General features: G+C 72.4%; 16 protein-coding genes and 1 pseudogene. 11 read left to right on the top strand and 6 right to left on the bottom strand.

Going from position 1 to position 16,859, the window contains the following annotated elements; genetic code table 11:
* The 7 genes from JM949_RS23205 to thiC form a co-directional block, all read left to right on the top strand.
* A partial coding sequence (locus tag JM949_RS23205) for a thiamine phosphate synthase (protein WP_203150453.1) occupies positions 1 to 195 on the top strand: 195 nt, incomplete at its 5' end.
* Positions 189 to 1,346: a glycine oxidase ThiO gene (thiO, locus tag JM949_RS23200; RefSeq protein ID WP_407664806.1), complete on the top strand. Its 1,158-nt coding sequence runs from the start codon at positions 189 to 191 to the stop codon at positions 1,344 to 1,346. The genes JM949_RS23205 and thiO, both read left to right, overlap by 7 nt.
* Positions 1,337 to 1,537 carry a sulfur carrier protein ThiS gene (gene thiS / locus JM949_RS23195; protein ID WP_203150452.1) on the top strand — a complete coding sequence of 67 codons (201 nt, stop codon included), beginning with the start codon at positions 1,337 to 1,339 and terminating at the stop codon, positions 1,535 to 1,537. Before thiO ends, thiS begins: the two co-directional genes overlap by 10 nt.
* Positions 1,534 to 2,313 carry a thiazole synthase gene (locus tag JM949_RS23190; protein ID WP_309232283.1) on the top strand — a complete coding sequence of 260 codons (780 nt, stop codon included), beginning with the start codon at positions 1,534 to 1,536 and terminating at the stop codon, positions 2,311 to 2,313. The genes thiS and JM949_RS23190 overlap by 4 nt, the downstream gene beginning before the upstream one ends.
* The gene (locus JM949_RS23185) at positions 2,310 to 3,050 is read left to right on the top strand and encodes a thiamine phosphate synthase (RefSeq protein ID WP_203150450.1); all 741 of its coding nucleotides are present in this window, start codon (positions 2,310 to 2,312) and stop codon (positions 3,048 to 3,050) included. Before JM949_RS23190 ends, JM949_RS23185 begins: the two co-directional genes overlap by 4 nt.
* Complete coding sequence (thiD, locus tag JM949_RS23180) at positions 3,047 to 3,832, top strand: bifunctional hydroxymethylpyrimidine kinase/phosphomethylpyrimidine kinase (protein WP_203150449.1); 786 nt, start codon at positions 3,047 to 3,049, stop codon at positions 3,830 to 3,832. The genes JM949_RS23185 and thiD overlap by 4 nt, the downstream gene beginning before the upstream one ends.
* 17 nt (positions 3,833 to 3,849) lie before the next feature.
* Positions 3,850 to 5,442 (top strand): phosphomethylpyrimidine synthase ThiC, encoded by a 1,593-nt coding sequence (thiC, locus tag JM949_RS23175; protein ID WP_203150448.1) that lies wholly within the window; start codon positions 3,850 to 3,852, stop codon positions 5,440 to 5,442.
* A 157-nt stretch (positions 5,443 to 5,599) separates the two neighbouring features.
* On the opposite strand, the gene JM949_RS23170 is transcribed toward thiC, so the two are convergent.
* The 5 genes from JM949_RS23170 to JM949_RS23150 form a co-directional block, all read right to left on the bottom strand.
* Complete coding sequence (locus tag JM949_RS23170) at positions 5,600 to 6,274, bottom strand: hypothetical protein (RefSeq protein WP_203150447.1); 675 nt, start codon at positions 6,272 to 6,274, stop codon at positions 5,600 to 5,602.
* Positions 6,275 to 7,401: 1,127 nt separating this feature from the next.
* A complete protein-coding gene (locus tag JM949_RS23165; RefSeq protein ID WP_203150446.1) occupies positions 7,402 to 8,574 on the bottom strand; it encodes a hypothetical protein in 1,173 nt (390 codons plus the stop codon).
* A gap of 75 nt (positions 8,575 to 8,649) precedes the next feature.
* Positions 8,650 to 8,958 carry a cupin domain-containing protein gene (locus JM949_RS23160; RefSeq protein ID WP_203150445.1) on the bottom strand — a complete coding sequence of 103 codons (309 nt, stop codon included), beginning with the start codon at positions 8,956 to 8,958 and terminating at the stop codon, positions 8,650 to 8,652.
* Positions 8,955 to 9,905 (bottom strand): LLM class F420-dependent oxidoreductase, encoded by a 951-nt coding sequence (locus tag JM949_RS23155; protein WP_203150444.1) that lies wholly within the window; start codon positions 9,903 to 9,905, stop codon positions 8,955 to 8,957. Before JM949_RS23155 ends, JM949_RS23160 begins: the two co-directional genes overlap by 4 nt.
* Positions 9,906 to 9,907: 2 nt before the next feature.
* Entirely contained in the window at positions 9,908 to 10,693 is a 786-nt protein-coding gene (locus JM949_RS23150; protein WP_203150443.1) for an ABC transporter ATP-binding protein, read from the bottom strand.
* 269 nt (positions 10,694 to 10,962) lie between these two features.
* Between JM949_RS23150 and JM949_RS23145 the strand changes: the two genes are divergently transcribed.
* The gene (locus JM949_RS23145) at positions 10,963 to 11,994 is read left to right on the top strand and encodes an ABC transporter substrate-binding protein (RefSeq protein ID WP_203150442.1); all 1,032 of its coding nucleotides are present in this window, start codon (positions 10,963 to 10,965) and stop codon (positions 11,992 to 11,994) included.
* Positions 11,995 to 12,216: 222 nt separating this feature from the next.
* A pseudogene (locus tag JM949_RS23140) lies at positions 12,217 to 12,957 on the top strand (ABC transporter permease); the annotation flags it as partial.
* A 95-nt stretch (positions 12,958 to 13,052) separates the two neighbouring features.
* On the opposite strand, the gene JM949_RS23135 reads toward JM949_RS23140, so the two are convergent.
* Complete coding sequence (locus tag JM949_RS23135; protein ID WP_309232284.1) at positions 13,053 to 14,183, bottom strand: ABC transporter substrate-binding protein; 1,131 nt, start codon at positions 14,181 to 14,183, stop codon at positions 13,053 to 13,055.
* Here JM949_RS23135 and JM949_RS39275 point away from each other — a divergent pair.
* On the top strand, positions 14,134 to 14,280 hold the full coding sequence (locus JM949_RS39275; RefSeq protein ID WP_309232285.1) for a hypothetical protein: 147 nt from the start codon (positions 14,134 to 14,136) through the stop codon (positions 14,278 to 14,280). The two genes, JM949_RS23135 and JM949_RS39275, sit on opposite strands and share 50 nt — an antisense overlap.
* A 395-nt stretch (positions 14,281 to 14,675) precedes the next feature.
* Positions 14,676 to 16,859 (top strand): sensor histidine kinase (locus JM949_RS23130; protein WP_203150440.1); only part of this gene is annotated, 2,184 nt, incomplete at its 3' end.

Below are 16,859 nucleotides of genomic sequence, written 5' to 3'. Positions count from 1 at the left end.
ATCGGGCCCGCCGGGGTACGCGCCGTCGTCGACGCCGTCGACGTCCCGGTCATCGCGATCGGCGGGGTCACCGCCGCCCGGGTGCCGGCACTGCGGGCCGCCGGGGCGTACGGGGTGGCGGTTGTCGGAGCCGTCTCCGCCGCCGCCGACCCGGCCCGGGCCACCACCGAGCTGATCGAGGCCCTGGCGTGCTGACCGGCCGGTCTCCGTCACCGCGATCGAGCGACCGGGTCCGGCCGGACGTGGCGGTGGTCGGCGCGGGCCCGATCGGGCTGGCCATCGGGTGGCGCTGCGCCGCCCGGGGGCTGCGCGTCGAGGTGCACGATCCGGCGTCCGGCTCGGGGGCGTCGGCGGTGGCCGCCGGCATGCTCTCCCCGGTCGCCGAGGCGTACTTCGGGGAGCGGCAGCTGACCGACCTGCTGCTGGCGTCCGCCGCCCGCTGGCCGGCGTTCGCCGCCGAGCTGACCGCGACGACCGGCGTCGAGATCGGCTACCGGACCGAGGGCACCCTGATGGTCGGGCTGACCGGTGACGACCTGGCCGAGGCGCGCCGGCTCTGGGCGTACCAGCGGGGGTTGGGCCTGCCGGTGACCCCGCTGCGCCCCAGCGAGCTGCGTGACCGCGAGCCGGCGCTCGCCCCACGGGTACGCGGCGGCGCGCTCGCGCCCACCGACCACCAGGTCGACCCCCGACTGCTGGTGCCGGCGCTGCGCACGGCCGCGCAGCGGGCCGGCGCGGTGCTCGTGCCGCGGACGGTCCGACGGCTGTCCGATGTGGACGCTCGGCTCACCGTGGTCGCCGCCGGCTGCGGGACCGCCGCGCTCACCGGCCTGCCCGTGCGGCCGGTAAAGGGCCAGATCCTCCGGCTGCGCGCGCCCGACGGCGCCGCGCCGGGCTTCCGGCACGTGATCCGGGGGTACGCCGACGGCGAGCCCGTCTACCTGGTGCCCCGCCCCGACGGTGAGGTGGTGCTCGGCGCGACGGTGGAGGAGCGGTCGGACACCACGGTCACCGCCGGTGCCGTGCAGCGCCTACTGCGCGCCGGCGTCGATTTGCTGCCCGAACTGGCCGAGTACGACCTGGTCGAGGCGGTCGCCGGGCTGCGCCCGGGCACCCCGGACAACGCGCCGATCCTCGGGCCGCTGCCCGGCCGGCCGGACGTCCTGGCCGCCACCGGGCATCACCGGCACGGCATCGTGCTCACCCCGATCACCGCCGACCTGATCGCCGACCTGGTGCTCGGCGGCGTACCCGACCCGCTGCTTGCGCCGTTGCGGGCCGACCGCTTCGACGGTGCCGCGCTGGGCGGACCTGAACCGACGATGGAGGGGGACCGGTGGAGTTGACGGTGAACGGGGCCGGGCGCAGCGTCGCCACCGACCTGTCGGTGGCGGACCTGGTCAGCGACATCGTGGCGCACCCGCGTGGGGTGGCGGTCGCGGTCAACGGCGAGGTGGTGCCCCGGGCCGACTGGCCGGCGCGGGTGCTGCGCGACGGGGACCGGGTCGAGGTGCTCACCGCGGCGCAGGGCGGGTGAGCGGCATGTCGTTCGAGCTGGGTGGGCAGACCTTCACCTCGCGGCTGATCCTCGGCACCGGCGGGGCCGCGAACCTGCACGTGCTGGAGCAGGCGATCCGGGCGTCCGGCACCGAGCTGGTCACAGTGGCGCTGCGCCGGGTGGGCACGGCGCCGGGCTCCACCGGCGGGCTGCTGGAGCTGCTGGACCGGTGCGGGGTACGCCTGCTGCCGAACACCGCCGGCTGCCACACGGCGACCGAGGCGGTGAAGGTGGCCCGGCTGGCCCGGGACGCGTTCGACACCGACTGGATCAAGCTGGAGGTGATCGGCGACGAGCGGACGCTGCTGCCCGACGGGGTGGAGCTGCTCCGCGCCGCCGAGGAGCTGGTCGCCGACGGCTTCACAGTGCTGCCGTACACCAGTGACGACCCGGTGCTGGCCCGCCGCCTCGCCGACGTGGGCTGTGCGGCGGTGATGCCGGCCGGCTCCCCGATCGGGTCGGGGCTCGGCGTCGGCAACCCGCACCACATCCGGCTGATCCGGCAGGGCGTGGACGTCCCGGTGATCCTCGACGCCGGCATCGGCACCGCGTCCGACGCGGCGCTGGCGATGGAGCTGGGCTGCGACGGGGTGCTGCTGGCCAGCGCGGTCACCCGGGCCGCCGACCCGGTGGCGATGGCCACCGCGATGCGGTACGCGGTCGAGGCCGGACGGCTGGCCGCCGGCGCCGGCCGGATCGCCCGCCGCTTCCACGCGCTCGCCTCCACCCCCGACGCGGGAAGACCGGAGCTGTGACCCCGCCGTCCGGGATCGTCGTGCTGACCGATCGGCTCGTCGCGCGGGACCGGCTCGATCGGGTGGTGGCGGGAGCCGTGGCCGGGGGAGTGCGCTGGGTGGTGCTGCGCGAGAAGGACCTGCCCCGCGCCGAGCGTGCCGCCCTCGCCGCCGACCTCCGCGCCATCCTGGCCGACGTCGGCGGAACCCTCGTCGTGGCCGGCCCCGACCCGCTCGGCGGCGACGCCGTGCACCTGCCCGCCGCCGGCCCGTACCCACCGCCGTTGCACCGGCTGGTCGGCCGCTCCTGCCACCACCGGACTGAGCTGGACCGCCTGACCACCGAGCACTACGCGACGGTCTCCCCAATCTGGCCCACCAGAACAAAACCTGGTTACGGCCCACCCCTGGGACCCGACGGCCTGCGAAAGCTGGTCGAGACCAGCCCCGTGCCGCTGCTGGCCCTGGGCGGAGTCGAGACCCCAGAACAGGTAACCGCCTGCGTCAAGGCGGGAGCCGTCGGAGTAGCAGTCCTGGGCGCACTCATGCGAGCCAAAGACCCCGCCGAAACAGCCGCCACCCTGACCAGCGCTTATGTCGAGGCGGTCACCCCTGAGCTTCTCAAACCCGGCGCGGGGTCAGCCAGGTCCCCACGACAGGGGCTGCGGCCGACCGTGGCCACGCAGGGATCAAGCCTGACCGCCCGGAGTGGGCACGGTCGGCCGCAGCCCCAAACCGCAACCAAGGAAAGAAAATGACCCCGCGAACACTGCTGACCATCGCCGGCTCGGACTCCGGCGGCGGCGCAGGCATCCAGGCAGACCTCAAGGTCTTCGCGGCGCTTGGCGCGTACGGCACCAGCGTCCTCACGGCGGTCACCGCGCAGAACACCAGAGGTGTCGACGCGGTGCTGCCGCTCCCCCCGCGCACTGTCACCGAGCAGTTGGAGAGCGTGCTCGCCGACTTCGCGGTCAGCGCGGTCAAGACGGGGATGCTCGGCACCCCGGCGATCGCGGACGTGGTGGCCGAGGCGGCTCGGGACGGCCGGTTGCCCCAGCTCGTCGTCGACCCGGTGCTGGTCGCCACGAGTGGCCACCGGCTCGGCGTGGTGGGCGCGGTGGAGCGGCTGCTGCCGTACGCCCGGGTGGCGACGCCGAACTGCGCGGAGGCCGCGGCCATCACCGGACGTCCGGTGGACGACGTGGCCGCGATGGTGGTGGCCGCCGAGGCCTTGGCGGCCGGCGGCCCGGAGTACGTGGTGGTCACCGGCGGTGACCTGGCCGGCGGCGAGGCGGTCGACGTGCTGCACGGCGACGGGGTCACCACTCTGCTGCGCGCCCCACGGGTGGACACCAGGCACAACCACGGCACCGGGTGCTCGTTCTCGGCGGCCATCGCGGTGCGGCTCGGCCTGGGCGATCCGGTGCCAGCCGCGGTGGGGGCCGCCAAGGAGTACGTGCTCCGCGCGCTGACCGGCGCGCGGAGTTGGGAGCTGGGCGCGGGGCGCGGGCCGCTGAACCACTTCGGCTGGTCCGCCTGATCACCAGGGAGGCTGTCATGCAGGCACGAGGCAAGGTGTACGTCGAGGGTTCCCGACCGGACCTGCGGGTGCCGTTCGCGGAGGTGGAGCTGACCGGGGACCATCAGCCGGTGCGGCTCTACGACACGTCCGGCCCGGGGTCGGACCCGTCGGTGGGGTTGCCCGCGTTGCGGGGTCGGTGGATCGCGGAGCGTGGTGACGTGGCCCCGGTGCGGGGTGCGGGCACGCCGCTCGCCGGGGCGGATGGTCGCCGGCCCACCCAGCTGGCATACGCGCGGGCGGGTGTGGTGACGCCGGAGATGGAGTTCGTGGCGATCCGGGAGAACGTCGACCCGGAGCTGGTGCGGGCCGAGATCGCCGCCGGTCGGGCGGTGCTTCCGCTCAACGTGAACCACCCGGAGTGTGAGCCGGCGATCATCGGGAAGGCGTTCCTGGTCAAGGTGAACGCCAACATCGGCACCTCGGCGGTCAGCTCGTCGGTCGCCGAGGAGGTGGAGAAGCTCACCTGGGCCACCCGCTGGGGCGCGGACACCGTGATGGACCTGTCCACCGGCAAGCGGATCCACGAGACCCGGGAGGCGATCGTGCGGAACTCGCCGGTGCCGATCGGGACGGTGCCCATCTACCAGGCCCTCGAGAAGGTCGGCGGCGACCCGGTGAAGTTGAGCTGGGAGGTGTTCCGGGAGACCGTCATCGAGCAGGCCGAGCAGGGCGTGGACTACATGACCGTGCACGCCGGGGTGCTGCTGCCGTACGTGCCGCTGGCCGTGGACCGGGTGACCGGGATCGTCTCCCGGGGTGGTTCGATCATGGCGGCCTGGTGTCTGGCGCACCACGAGGAGAACTTCCTCTACACCAACTTCGAGGAGTTGTGCGCGATCCTCGCGCGCTACGACGTGACCTTCTCGCTCGGCGACGGGCTGCGTCCCGGCTCGATCGCGGACGCCAACGACGAGGCGCAGTTCGCCGAGCTACGCACCCTCGGCGAGCTGACGAAGATCGCCTGGGCGTACGACGTCCAGGTGATGATCGAGGGTCCGGGCCACGTGCCGATGCACAAGATCAAGGAGAACGTGGATCTCCAGCAGGAGTGGTGCCACGAGGCGCCCTTCTACACGCTCGGCCCGCTGACCACCGACATCGCGCCGGCGTACGACCACATCACGTCCGCGATCGGCGCTGCGATGATCGGCATGTTCGGCACCGCGATGCTCTGCTACGTCACGCCGAAGGAGCACCTCGGCCTGCCGGACCGGGACGACGTGAAGGCCGGCGTGATCGCGTACAAGATCGCGGCACACGCGGCGGACCTGGCCAAGGGGCACCCCGGCGCGCAGGCCTGGGACGACGCCCTGTCCAAGGCGCGGTTCGAGTTCCGCTGGGAGGACCAGTTCAACCTCTCGCTGGACCCGGAGACGGCGCGCTCGTACCACGACGCGACGCTGCCCGCCGAGCCGGCGAAGACGGCCCACTTCTGTTCGATGTGCGGCCCGAAGTTCTGCTCCATGAAGATCACCCAGGAGCTGAAGGAGTACGCGGCGCGCGGCATGAGGGACAAGTCGGCGGAGTTCGTCTCCGGCGGCGGCCGGGTCTACCTACCGCTCGCCTGACCTGACCCGCGCCGGGGGTCGGCGCGGGGTGCGGCGGGTCTGATCGACTCGGGTTCCGTGATGTCGGGGCTTCCGGCTGGGTGGGATAGCCCCGTTTCGTGGAACCCGAGTCGATCGAGCGGTGACCGGTCGGCTGCCAGCGCGCCGGGTGCCGACGTCAGTCGCGGTGGTGTCGACCGGAGGTGCGCAGCGAGCGACGGCCGTTCTCCTGCTTCGGCTCGTTGTCCCACACCGGCTTGCTCAGACCGGCGACCCAGTCGACGAACTCCTCGTCCTGGGTCGCCAACGGCTCCGTCTCGTCCGACGTCGGCGAACTCGCCTCGTCGCCTCGGGACCGGTTGCGGCGGAACAGCCCGCCGAGTCGACCTCGCCGCGAGGGCTGCTCGGCAACCGTGGCGTCCGCCGGCGTGGCGGCTGTGGCGTCGGTGCTGGCCGGGTCGTCGGTGCTGGTCGGGTCGCCGGTGCCGGTGCCGGTGCTGGTCGGGTCGTCGGTGCTGGTGGGCGCGCTCGCCGGCACCGGCGAGCCCGTCGGCTGGTCGACCGGGGTGGCCGTCTCGCCGGTCGATGCCGGTGCGCTGTCCTGCGCATCCCGCCGTTCGCGCCGGGAGGTGTCGAACGCGTTCCAGGTGCCCGCCCGGCTCAGGTCCGGCAGCGGTGCCCGGTGCCGAGGCCTCGGCAGCTGCTCGGCCGGCTCGTCCGGCGCCTCAGGGGTTGTCGCCCCCGGCTGGGAAGCCTGCGATGGCACCGTCCACGCCGAGGCGTTCGGCCGGACCGTCGGCGTCGGCGTCCACCGCGCCGCGTCCGGGTCGCTGGCGGCGGTGACCCCGAACAACCCCGCGATGGCGCTCTCCTCGGTGCTGGGCCGGGTCGCGCTACGAGGTGTGGAATCGCTGGCCGGCGTCGCCGGCTCGACCGGTGCCGCCGTGCTGCCGGTGGCCGCACCCGCGGCGTCTGCCCAGCGTGCGTGGCGGGGCGGCCGGTTGCGGTGGTCGCTTCGTCCTGGGCCGGCGTCGCGCCCGCCGCGGTTGCCGGTGCCGACTGGGCAGCGGAGGCGGTGTCCAGACCGGCCGGCGGATGCGTCGCGTCGGATCCGGTGGCTGCCGAGGCGGCGGGTGCCCGCTCCGCGTTGGCGCCAAAGGAGGCGGCCGGTGCACGTGTCGAGCCCGGTGCGGTCGGTCGGCTCGCTGCCGCTGTGCTGCCGGAGACACTCGCCGGGGTGGCCTCGGCGGGCAGACCCGGTCGCGTGCCCGGGCTGTCCTTGCCGGGCACGGCAGTGCCGCTGGCCAGGCCAGCACCGTTGCGGTCAGCGGACCTACCGGGCCGGGCGACCTTCCGGGTACGACCGGTGGTCGTCTCCTCGGTGGCCGTCCCATGGTCGGTTGCCGACTCGGCCGAGGGCGGGCCGGCAACCGGGGCGGATCCGGTGGTGGCGTCCCGGTCGGCCTTCGGCTTACGGGTCCGGCGCGGCTTGACCGACAGCGACCCATCGACCGAACCGGGACCGGCGGCGTCGGTCTGCGTTCCAACGCTGGTCCCGTCCGTGCTGGACGCGTCCGCTTCGGTCTGGTCCGAGCTGGCGGTGGCCGGACTGGTTGGGGCCGAGCTGGAGGTGTCCGCGTCGGTCCGGTCCGAGCTGGCGGTGACCGGGCTGCTCGAGGCGGTGCTGGTCGGGGCGCTGGCGGTGGTCTTGTGGGCGGCGCCCGACCGCGCGTGCCGCTCGGGCCGTCGGTCGCCGCGCTGGCGGTCGGGCCGTCGGTCGCCCTGCTGTCGGTCGACTCGTCGGCCGTGGCGCCGGCGGTCACCGGTGCGGCGTCGGCGCGGCCGGCCGTGGTGCTGCTCGGGGCCGCGTCGGTCGAACTGCTGACGCTGGTGCTGGCGGTGGTGGCCGAGGGCTCGGTGTCGACCGGGGAGGTGACAGCATCCTGGTTCGCCGAGGACGTCCGCGCTGCCGCACTGAACTCACCCGTGGGAGCGGTCAGCCAGGCCGCGGGCGCGCCGGGGTGGCGGGAGTCGGACCGTGCTGACCGCTCGGGTTGGTCGCTGGCCAGTCCCAGTGGGCCGGGACGGTGCGTACGCCGCCGCGGTCACCCCACGGAGCGGGAACGACGCTGCCCGACGCGGCGCCGGTGGACAGCTCGGCGTTGGCCGGCTGGGCGTCGGTGCGCTCGGCGGTCTCCCCATCCTCGGCCGGACTCGCCGACCCGGTGCCGGGCCGGGTCGGCCGCTGTCCAGCGGCCGCAGGATGGCGGAAGGCTCGATCGCCTGCGGACCCGCGCTGCGGGCGCCGGTCGGCCAACGCAGCAGCGCTGCCGCTGCCGCGCCGAGCACTCCGGCGATGATCGCGATCAAGGAGCTGTAGTAGGGGGTCGCCTGGTAGCGGTCGACCGCGTCGCCCGGGCCGGCGGTCAGGTAGGCGAACGCCACCAGCACCGGACCGGCGACCCCGGTGCCCCCGCTGACCAGCGGGGCCGTGCCCCGCCAGCGGGCGAACCCGGCGGTCGCCGCGCCAGCCAGCAGGGCCACGGTGGGCAGCAGGAGCAGCGCCAGCCGCTGTGCGGCGTCGTCGTCGAGCCAGCTCGGTTCCAGCACGCCGAGCCGGACGGTCGGCAGCGGGCCGGTGCTGCCGAGCGACGGCAGGACGGAGATCAACGCCAGCAGCCAGACCGCGCCCGCCACCGCCGCCATGTTCCAGCCCAGCTCCGGCCGGAGCAGCACGGCGATCGCCGCGCCCGCCCCGACCACCGCACCGACCACGGCGCAGATGCCCACCGCCCAGACCGGGTCGACGGAGATCAGCTCCGCGGCGCGGGCGGGCTGCATGCAGAGCGGGGCGATGACTGTGGCACCGAGCGCCGCCGCGCCGCCGATGGCCAGCTGCCGGCCGGTGCTGGCCGCCGGGGCGTCCCGGTGAGCGAGCCGTCCGGTGAGGACGGCACCGGCGACGGCGGCGTTCGCGGCGAACCAGCCAACCCAGACGAGCTGGGCCGGCCACTGGTTGACTGTCGTACCGGTGAAGGCGCCGGTCAGCCGGACGATGCCGAAACCGTACGCGACGCCGAGCTGGCCGGCCCCGGCCAGCACGCTCACCCCGAGCGCCGTGAGCAGCAGTCTGCCCCAGGTCCGATAGGCCATGTCCGGCACGTTACGCACCTGGTACACCCGATCGCCACCGGCACGCCGCGCGGCACGCCGGTGGTGATCAGCGGGCTACTTCAGCTCGACCAGCCGAGCCAGGTAAGTCGTATCTCCGACATTGGTGAGCATGTGCACCGCTCCCGGGTCCCGGTAGACCACCCCGCCGGTGGGCTCGTCGGCGTCGATCCGGGTGCCGTCGATGGTCTGGACGACGTTCTTCGCGCCCTGGATCGCCACCACCAGGTACGGGTGGTCGTGCCGGTGCAGCGGCTGCCGCTCGCCCGGTTCGAGGCGGATGTGCCAGACCCGGACCCGGTCGTTCTCGTACACGATCTCCTGGCCCACCGGCCCGAGTTCCGTCCCCTCGATCACGTCGGTCATCGTTCTCCGTCCAGTTGGGGCAGCACCTCGGCGGCGATCAGCTCAAGGTGGTCGAGGTCGTCGAAATCGATCAGGCGTAGGTGGACCCGGGTGGCGCCGATCGCGGCGAACTCGCCGATCCGCTGCGCGAGCTGTGCGGGGGAGCCGACCACCGGATCCTCCGGCGGCAGCGCGCTCTTCTCGTGCAGTGGGGCGGCCCGCCGCTGGGCCTCCGCGTCGGTCCGACCGATGGCCACCACGATCCCGGCGGAGAGCACCAGCGGGTCCCGGCCGGACTCGGTCCGCCCGGTGCGCTCGCACGCCTCACCCACCCGGTCGAACGCCTGGGCGGTGACCGCCACGGACTTGAACGGCATGTTGAACTCGTCGGCGTACCGGGCGGCCAGCTCCGGGGTGCGCTTGGGACCGCGCCCGCCCACGATGATCGGCGGACCGGGCACCTGCACCGGCTTGGGCAGGGCGGGCGCGTCCACCAGCCGGTAGTGGTCGCCGGTGAAGGTGTAGGTCTCGCCCGGCGGGGTCCGCCACAACCCCGTGATCACTTCGAGCTGCTCGGCCAGCCGGTCGAAGCGCTCGCCGACCGGCGGGAACGGAATGCCGTACGAGGTGTGCTCGCGCTCGTACCAGCCGGCGCCGATGCCCAGGTCGACCCGGCCACCGCTCATCTGGTCGACCTGCGCGACCAGCACCGCGAGCGGACCGGGCAGCCGGAACGTGGCCGACGTCACCAGGGTGCCGAGCCGGATCCGGTCGGTCTCCCGGGCCAGCGCGGCGAGGGTCAGCCAGGCGTCCGTCGGGCCGGGCAGGCCCGGGTCGGCGCCCATCGACTGGTAGTGGTCGGCGCGGAGGAAGCCCTCGTAGCCGCAGGCCTCGACCAGCCGCGCGAACCGGAGCTGGGTGTCGTAGCTGGCGCCACGGTTCGGCTCGGTGAAGACCGACACCCGCATGGTCAGTGTCCTTCCGCGCCGGCCGCGGCCGGCTGCTCGCGTTCCATCAACAACTCGTGCAGATCCGCGCTGACCCGGGCGACGTCGGCCAGGTGGGCGTTGCGGCCCAGGCTGCGGGGGCGGGGGATGTCGACGTCGACCACCTTGCGGATCCGGCCGGGGCGCGGGCTCAGCACGACCACCCGGTCGGCGAGCAGCACCGCCTCGTCGATCGAGTGGGTGACGAAGACGATTGTCGACTTGTTCTCCATGTGCACCCGCTGGAGTTCGCCGGAGAGCTCCTCCCGGGTGAGCGCGTCCAGCGCGGAGAACGGCTCGTCCATCAGCATCACCCGGGGCTCGCCGATCAACGACCGGCACAGCGACACCCGCTGTTGCATGCCGCCGGAGAGTTCGTGTGGCAGCCGCTTCTCGAAACCGGCCAACCCGGCCACGTCGAGCAGTTGCCGGGCCCGCTCCCGGTGCTTGGCCCGGCCCCAGCCGAAGATCTCCACCGGCAGGAGAACGTTGTCCAGCACCGTGCGCCAGGGCAGCAGCGCCGGCTTCTGGAACAGCATCGCGATGTCCTGACGGGGCCGGGCGATCGGCGTACCGGCAACGGTGATCTCACCGGCGGTCAGCGGAAGCAGCCCGGCGATCAGCCGGAGCAGGGTGGACTTGCCGCAGCCGGAGCGGCCGACGACGGCGACGAACTCGCCGTCGGCGACGTCGAGGTCGATGCCGCGCAGCGCTTCCACCCGGCCGGAACGGCCCTCGAAGGTACGGGACACCCCGGCCAGTCGGATCATCTCCGGCGTACCTCCGCTGAGTGGATGGTCAGGAATCCGAGAAAGGCTAGCCGGCCTGTCGCCCTATCGCACTGTCCGGGGTGGTCGTCAGGTTGTTTCCGTTCCGCAACCCGATACGACTGGCGTCGCAACTGTGGGGTTCTCGTACGCTGTGCCCGCGAAGAGTCCCCCCACGACGGCGGAGTCCGGCTTCCACCCCTCCCGCCGGCCCGTCACGACAACCCCCTCCGGTGGCCTGTAGCCCCGGTCGGAAAGGACATGGTGCACTGATGAGAAGGCTGACCCGTACGGTCGCTGCGGCCGCGCTGGCCACCGCCCTCGCCCTTGTCTCCGCCTGCAGCAGCGGGTCGGATTCGGCCGATGACGCCAAGGGCGGCGACGGCAAGGGCCTGGAGAAGGTGACCTACCTGACCTCGTTCGGTCAGTTCGGCCGCGACTCCTACGCCTGGGTCGCGAAGGAGAAGGGCTTCTTCAAGGACGCCGGCTTCGACGTCGAGATCAAGGCCGGTCAGGGCACCGGTGGCGTGATCCAGACCGTCGTCGGTGGTCAGGCCGACTTCGGCCCGATCGACCTCACCGGTGGTCTGCTCCAGGTCGGCAACGGCCAGGCCAAGGACTTCACCGTGGTGGCGGCGATCCAGCAGCGCACCATGGCGGGCATCGCCTCGGTCGAGGGCAAGAACATCGCGTCGCCGAAGGACCTGGAGGGCAAGAAGCTCGCCGACACCCCCGGCTCCGTGGTCCGCAACCTGTTCCCGACGTACGCCCGGCTCGCCGGCGTGGACGTGAACAAGGTCACCTGGGTCAACGGTGAGGCGCAGGGCCTGATCGGCATGCTCGGCTCCGGCTCGGTGGACGGCATCGGCCAGTTCGTCGTGGGTCAGCCGACCATCGAGGCGGTGGCCAAGAAGAAGGCCGTCATGCTGCCGTACAGCAACGTGATGCAGGACCTCTACGGCAACGTGCTGATCACCTCCTCGAAGATCGCCAAGGAGAAGCCCGAGATGGTGAAGCGGTTCACCGCGGCGCTGCTCAAGGGCCTGGAGTACAGCCTGGCCAACGCCAAGGAGGCCGGCGAGATCCTGAAGAAGAACGTGGACGCCTCCAACCCGGTCGCCGCCGCCGCCGAGCTGGAGCTGATGGCCGCGTACGTCCGTTCCGGCAACACCGGTACCGCGATCGGCACCCTGGACAGCGGTCGGGTCGCCAAGAGCATCGCCATCCTGCAGGGCGCCGGTGCGCTGAAGCAGAACATCACCCCCGAGCAGATCATCGACTTCGGCCTCGCGCCGAAGGCCTGATCGTCGGGTCGCCATCCGGGGGTACGTTCCGCCGATTCCGGTTGGGGCGTACCCCCGACGCTCGTCGGCTCCCCGACGGGCCGTGGGATTTCGGAGGAGGACAGAGATGACCGACGTCCGGTCGGCGGATCCGGCGGTGGCGGCACCACCATCGACGCATGGTGCGCGGCGGGGCGGGCCGGTCGGGGCGCGGGCCTCCGGGCCGGCGCCGGGGCGGCGCTGCTGCCCACGGCCGGTCTCCTGATCGCCCTGGTGGCCTGGTGGTTGATCGCCCGGCTGGAGCTGGTCCACCCGGCGGCCCTGCCACCGCCCGGTGACGTGCTCACCGCCTTCGTCGACAAGCCCGCCCAGATGCTGGAGCACACCTGGGACACCATGCTGGAGATCCTGTACGGCTTCGCCCTCTCGGTGGTCGCCGGTGTCCTGCTCGGACTGTCCCTGGCCAGCTCCCGCACGGTCGAGCGGATGTTCACCCCGCTGCTGGTGGCGGTGAACGCGGTGCCGAAGATCACGCTGGGGCCGCTGCTGGTGGTGGCGCTCGGCTGGGGTCAGACGCCGATCCTGACCATGGTGTTCCTGCTCTGCTTCTTCCCGATCGTGCTCTCCACCGCGACCGGGTTGACCACCACGCCGGCCGACCTGGCCGAGCTGGTGCGGTCCTGGAACGCGTCCCGCTGGCAGGCGTTCCGCAAGGTGCGCTTTCCGGCCGCGCTGCCGCAGATCTTCGTGGGCCTCAAGGTGGCCATGCCGCTCGCCGCGATCGGCGCGGTGATCGGCGAGTTCCAGGCCGGCGAGAGTGGCCTCGGCTACGTCATCACCCAGTACGCCGGCATCGGCGACTCCGCCACCGCCTGGGCGGCGATCATGCTGGTGGCGTTGGTGAGCATCCTGCTCTACTCGGCGCTGCTGCTGATCGAACGCATCGCCCTGCCCTGGGTCCGCGAAACCACGAGCAGTCACTAGCCAGAACCGCCAGCGGCCGTCTCCTGATCAGGAGACCGGCCCGCTGCGTTCGACGCCACACCCCACCCGGCACCCGACGGCAGGACCAAGGGCTGTCAGCCAGCCAACCGCCACCGGCCGTTGCGTGCGACAAGCGTGGTGAGCGCCTGGGGCATCAGGCCGCTGTGGTTGTCCGGTGTCATCCGGATCGGGCCGGAGAGACCGTCCATCTGCGACGTCTCGAGGACGTCCCGGATGCCGTCCCGGTTCACCTTGCCGGCCTCGCCGCCGGCGCGCAGCTCCGCGTCGGCGATCAGCTGGATGGCGTCCGCGGCGAAGGACGACGACCCGTTGTACCCGCCGAAGCGGGCCGTGTAGTCCTGGAACCACTGCCGCCGCGAGGCTTTGGCCGGCGTGGTCGCGATCACGTCGTCGATCACCATCGTCTGGGTGAAGATCAGCGTCGCCCGCTCGGTGGCCTTGGCCGCAGCGCCGAGGAAGAGGTCACCGGCCGCCCCGGCGTCGAAGAAGAGCGACCCACGGAAGGTGGTCTGCTGTGCGCTGGTGGCGGCCAGCATCGCCTGCTCCGGCGGGGTCCAGAAGACGAGCGCGTTCGGCTTGCTCGCGGTGAGCAGCCGGACCTGCTGGCTCACGTCGGTGTCGGTGATCTTGGCCTTCTGCTCGCGAAGCGTGATGTTGGCCTTGTCCAACTCGCTCTTGAGCGCGGCCATCCCCTCCCGGCCGTAGTCGTCGTCGCTGACGAGCGCCCCCACCTTGCGGACGTTGTTGCGGCGCAGTTCGGTGGTGAGTGCGGCGGCACTGTCGGCGGCGTTGGGGCCCAGCTTGAACACGTACCGCCGATCGGCCACCGGGCTGGCGATCGCACCGGAAGCGGCGAGCGCAATGGTGGGAATCCGCTTCTCGTTGATGGCCCCCACGGCACCGAGCGCGCATTCGTTGCAGCCGCCCATGATGATCGCGCTGACCTGAGAATCGCTGCTGAAGTCGGCGATGTTGCGAAGCGACTCGGCGGCGTCGGAACGGTTGTCCTTGAAGTTCAGTTTAATCTTCCGGCCGTTCAGTGCCCCGGAGGAGTTCAACTGATCGCGCTTGAGTTCCAGGGCTCGCTGGTATGTCCGGCCGACGGGGGCCGCGGCACCGGACAGTTCGAGGTCGACGGCGATCACGATCGGACTGGTGTCCGTCTCCGCTGCGCCGAACTGGCAGCCGGTGAGCGTGGTGGCCACTACGGCCGATACGAGCGCCGCGATGGTCGCGGAGCGGATGGGGCTCAACTCAGTCCTCCAGGTGCGGGCGCGGGCGCTGCCCGGTCACCGCCGCTAATCCGTCCTCAGTGGAGGGCGGGATCTTCTCTGCCGTACGGTGTGCGCGAAGCTTGCAAAACCTTGCCAATGGCCGGCGCTGTGGTCAAGCGCGGACCCCGGCGGTATTTTCGGGACGGTCATCCCACATGCTGGGGTAACGCAATGTTTGCAAAAGCTCACTTTGCATACACGCGTGACCACTCTGGAGTTACATGCCCTGTTCAGGGGCTTGCGGAAATGAAGGTATCAGTTGCCCGGATCACGGGATGCGCTCCGTCCGACCGTTTCCTACCTCACTGCGGCTTCCCAAGCAGGATCATCTCTGATGAAATCGCGGCCGTGCCGCGCGTGGTCCCCACCGCTTACGGCATGGCTCGGCGGGTCAGGCGGGGAAGAAACGACGGAGGCGATGTCGTGAGCACCGGACCGACGACCCTGCCCGTGCTCGGCGACAGCGGTCGACGTGCGCGCCGACGGTTGCCGAGGCTCCGGGACGCCCGGATCCGGTCCAAACTGGCGCTGATTCTGGTTGTTCCGGTGGCGGCGGTGATCGCGCTCGCCACGGTTCGCCTGATCTCCGTCGGCGAGGGTGCCTTCGACGCCACCCGGGCCCGGTCACTGACGGCGCTCTCCATCGACGTCAGCGCCCTGACCCAGGACCTCCAGGCCGAGCGGATGGCCGCCGCCGCCTACCTGGCCGCTCCGCAGCAGCCGGCCGACGCGTACAACCTGCGGGTCCGCCAGACCCAGCAGCGGGTGGACGAGTACCGCGCCGAGCGGGACCGGATCGGCGAGGTGCCGGCGGCCCTGCGGGACCGGTTGGCCGCCATCGACGACCACCTGGCGACCCTGGACGGCACCCGTCAAGAGGTGCTGGACCGCCGGCAGATGGCGGTCGCCGAAGCGGTGCTCCGCTACGGCGTCATCCTCACCGACCTGGTCTCCTACGGTGACGGCCTGGCCCAGCTGCCCGGTGACGAGAGCCTGGCGGACAGCCGCCGCGCGGTCGCCGCCTTCGCCCGCGCCAAGTCGTCCGTCGCCGAGGAGGAGGCGGTCGCCTTCACCGCGCTGACCGCGGGGCAGCTCGACCCGGAACAGTTCTCCTCCTTCGTGGCGACGTTGACCGGCCAGCAGGAGGCGCTGGTCGCCTTCTCGCTGGCGGCCGACCCGGTGCAGCGCGCGCTGGTCGACAGCACCGTCTCCGGTGACGCGGTAGGCCTCGCCGACCGGGTGGCCACCGACATCACCCGCTCGGTCGGGCAGCGTCCACTCGTCAGCGCGCAGGACGCCACCGCGGCCATCGGCGCCGTGAACGACCTGATGCGCTGGGCCGAGATCCAACTCCAGGACCGCCTGTTGCAGCAGGCGGACCAGGCGCGCTCGGACGTCATCCGGCAGGCCGTGGTCGAGTCGGTCCTGGTGCTGCTGACCCTGATCATCGCGGTCACGCTGGCCGTGGTGCTGGCCCGCTCGCTCAACGAATCGCTGCGCCGGCTGCGTGAGGGCGCCCTCTCGGTGGCCAACCACGACCTGCCCGACGCAGTGCATCGGCTGCAGAACATGGGCAGCGTCGGCGACGGCGGAGTGGAGGAGATCGTCCGGCAGGTCCGGGACCCGATCCAACTCAACACCCGCGACGAGGTCGGTCAGGTCGCGCTGGCCTTCAACGTCGTACACCGGGAGGCGGTGCGGGTCGCGGCCGAGCAGGCGGCGCTCCGGACCAGTGTCTCGGCGATGTTCCTCAACCTGGCCCGCCGCAGTCAGACCCTGGTCGACCGGATGATCGGCGAGCTGGACGCGATCGAGCGTGGTGAGGAGGACCCGAAGCGGCTCGCGCAGCTCTTCGAGCTGGACCACCTGGCCACCCGAATGCGCCGCAACGACGAGAACCTGTTGGTCCTGGCCGGTGCCGACTCCGCCGTGCCGCGCCGCGACGACGCGTTGGTGGTGGACGTCCTACGCGCCGCCCAGTCCGAGGTGGAGCTGTACAACCGCATCGAGTTCGGCACCGTGGACACCGACATCTCGGTGGCCGCGCACGCGGTCAACGACGTGGTACGCCTCGTCGCCGAGCTGCTCGACAACGCCACCCGGTTCTCGCCGCCGAACACCACCGTGGTCGCCGACGGTCGCCGGATCCGCGACTACGTCCTGATCCAGATCGAGGACCGGGGGCTCGGCCTCACCGACGAACAGCTCGACTCGCTCAACCGCCGGCTGGCGGCCCCGCCGAGCGTCGACGTCGCCGCGTTCCGGCTGATGGGTCTGGCCGTGGTGAGTCGACTCGCCTCCCGCTACGGCATCCGGGTCGAGCTGCGCCGCAACGTCGAGGGTGGCACCGTCGCCCAGGTGACCCTCCCCGCCGCCACCGTGGTGCTGCCCACCAACCGGGGTCGCGAGCAGGTGCTCACCCGGCCGCGTCAGCCGATGGCCGTCGAGCAGACGCCGCTCGCCCCGGCCGGGCACGCCGAGCAGTTCGCCAGTGCCGCGACCTCGGCGGCGACGCTGCCCGACCAGTGGCGCACCCCCGCGCCGGCGCCCACCCAGTGGCAGTCCCCGCTGGACTCGCGGGACACCGCTCCGGCCGTATCGGCGGGT

Source organism: Micromonospora tarensis, assembly GCF_016803395.1.
GTDB lineage: Bacteria > Actinomycetota > Actinomycetes > Mycobacteriales > Micromonosporaceae > Micromonospora > Micromonospora tarensis.
Note: the sequence above shows the minus strand (reverse complement) of the source record. Positions and strands in the feature narration are given on the sequence as shown.

Excerpts from the sequence above, each read along its gene's own strand:
- thiD (WP_203150449.1), top strand. The coding sequence starts at position 3,047 with ATGACCCCGCGAACACTGCTGACCATCGCCGGCTCGGACTCCGGCGGC.
- thiC (WP_203150448.1), top strand. The coding sequence starts at position 3,850 with ATGCAGGCACGAGGCAAGGTGTACGTCGAGGGTTCCCGACCGGACCTG.
- JM949_RS23165 (WP_203150446.1), bottom strand. The coding sequence starts at position 8,574 with ATGGCCTATCGGACCTGGGGCAGACTGCTGCTCACGGCGCTCGGGGTG.
- JM949_RS23160 (WP_203150445.1), bottom strand. The coding sequence starts at position 8,958 with ATGACCGACGTGATCGAGGGGACGGAACTCGGGCCGGTGGGCCAGGAG.
- JM949_RS23155 (WP_203150444.1), bottom strand. The coding sequence starts at position 9,905 with ATGCGGGTGTCGGTCTTCACCGAGCCGAACCGTGGCGCCAGCTACGAC.
- JM949_RS23150 (WP_203150443.1), bottom strand. The coding sequence starts at position 10,693 with ATGATCCGACTGGCCGGGGTGTCCCGTACCTTCGAGGGCCGTTCCGGC.
- JM949_RS23145 (WP_203150442.1), top strand. The coding sequence starts at position 10,963 with ATGAGAAGGCTGACCCGTACGGTCGCTGCGGCCGCGCTGGCCACCGCC.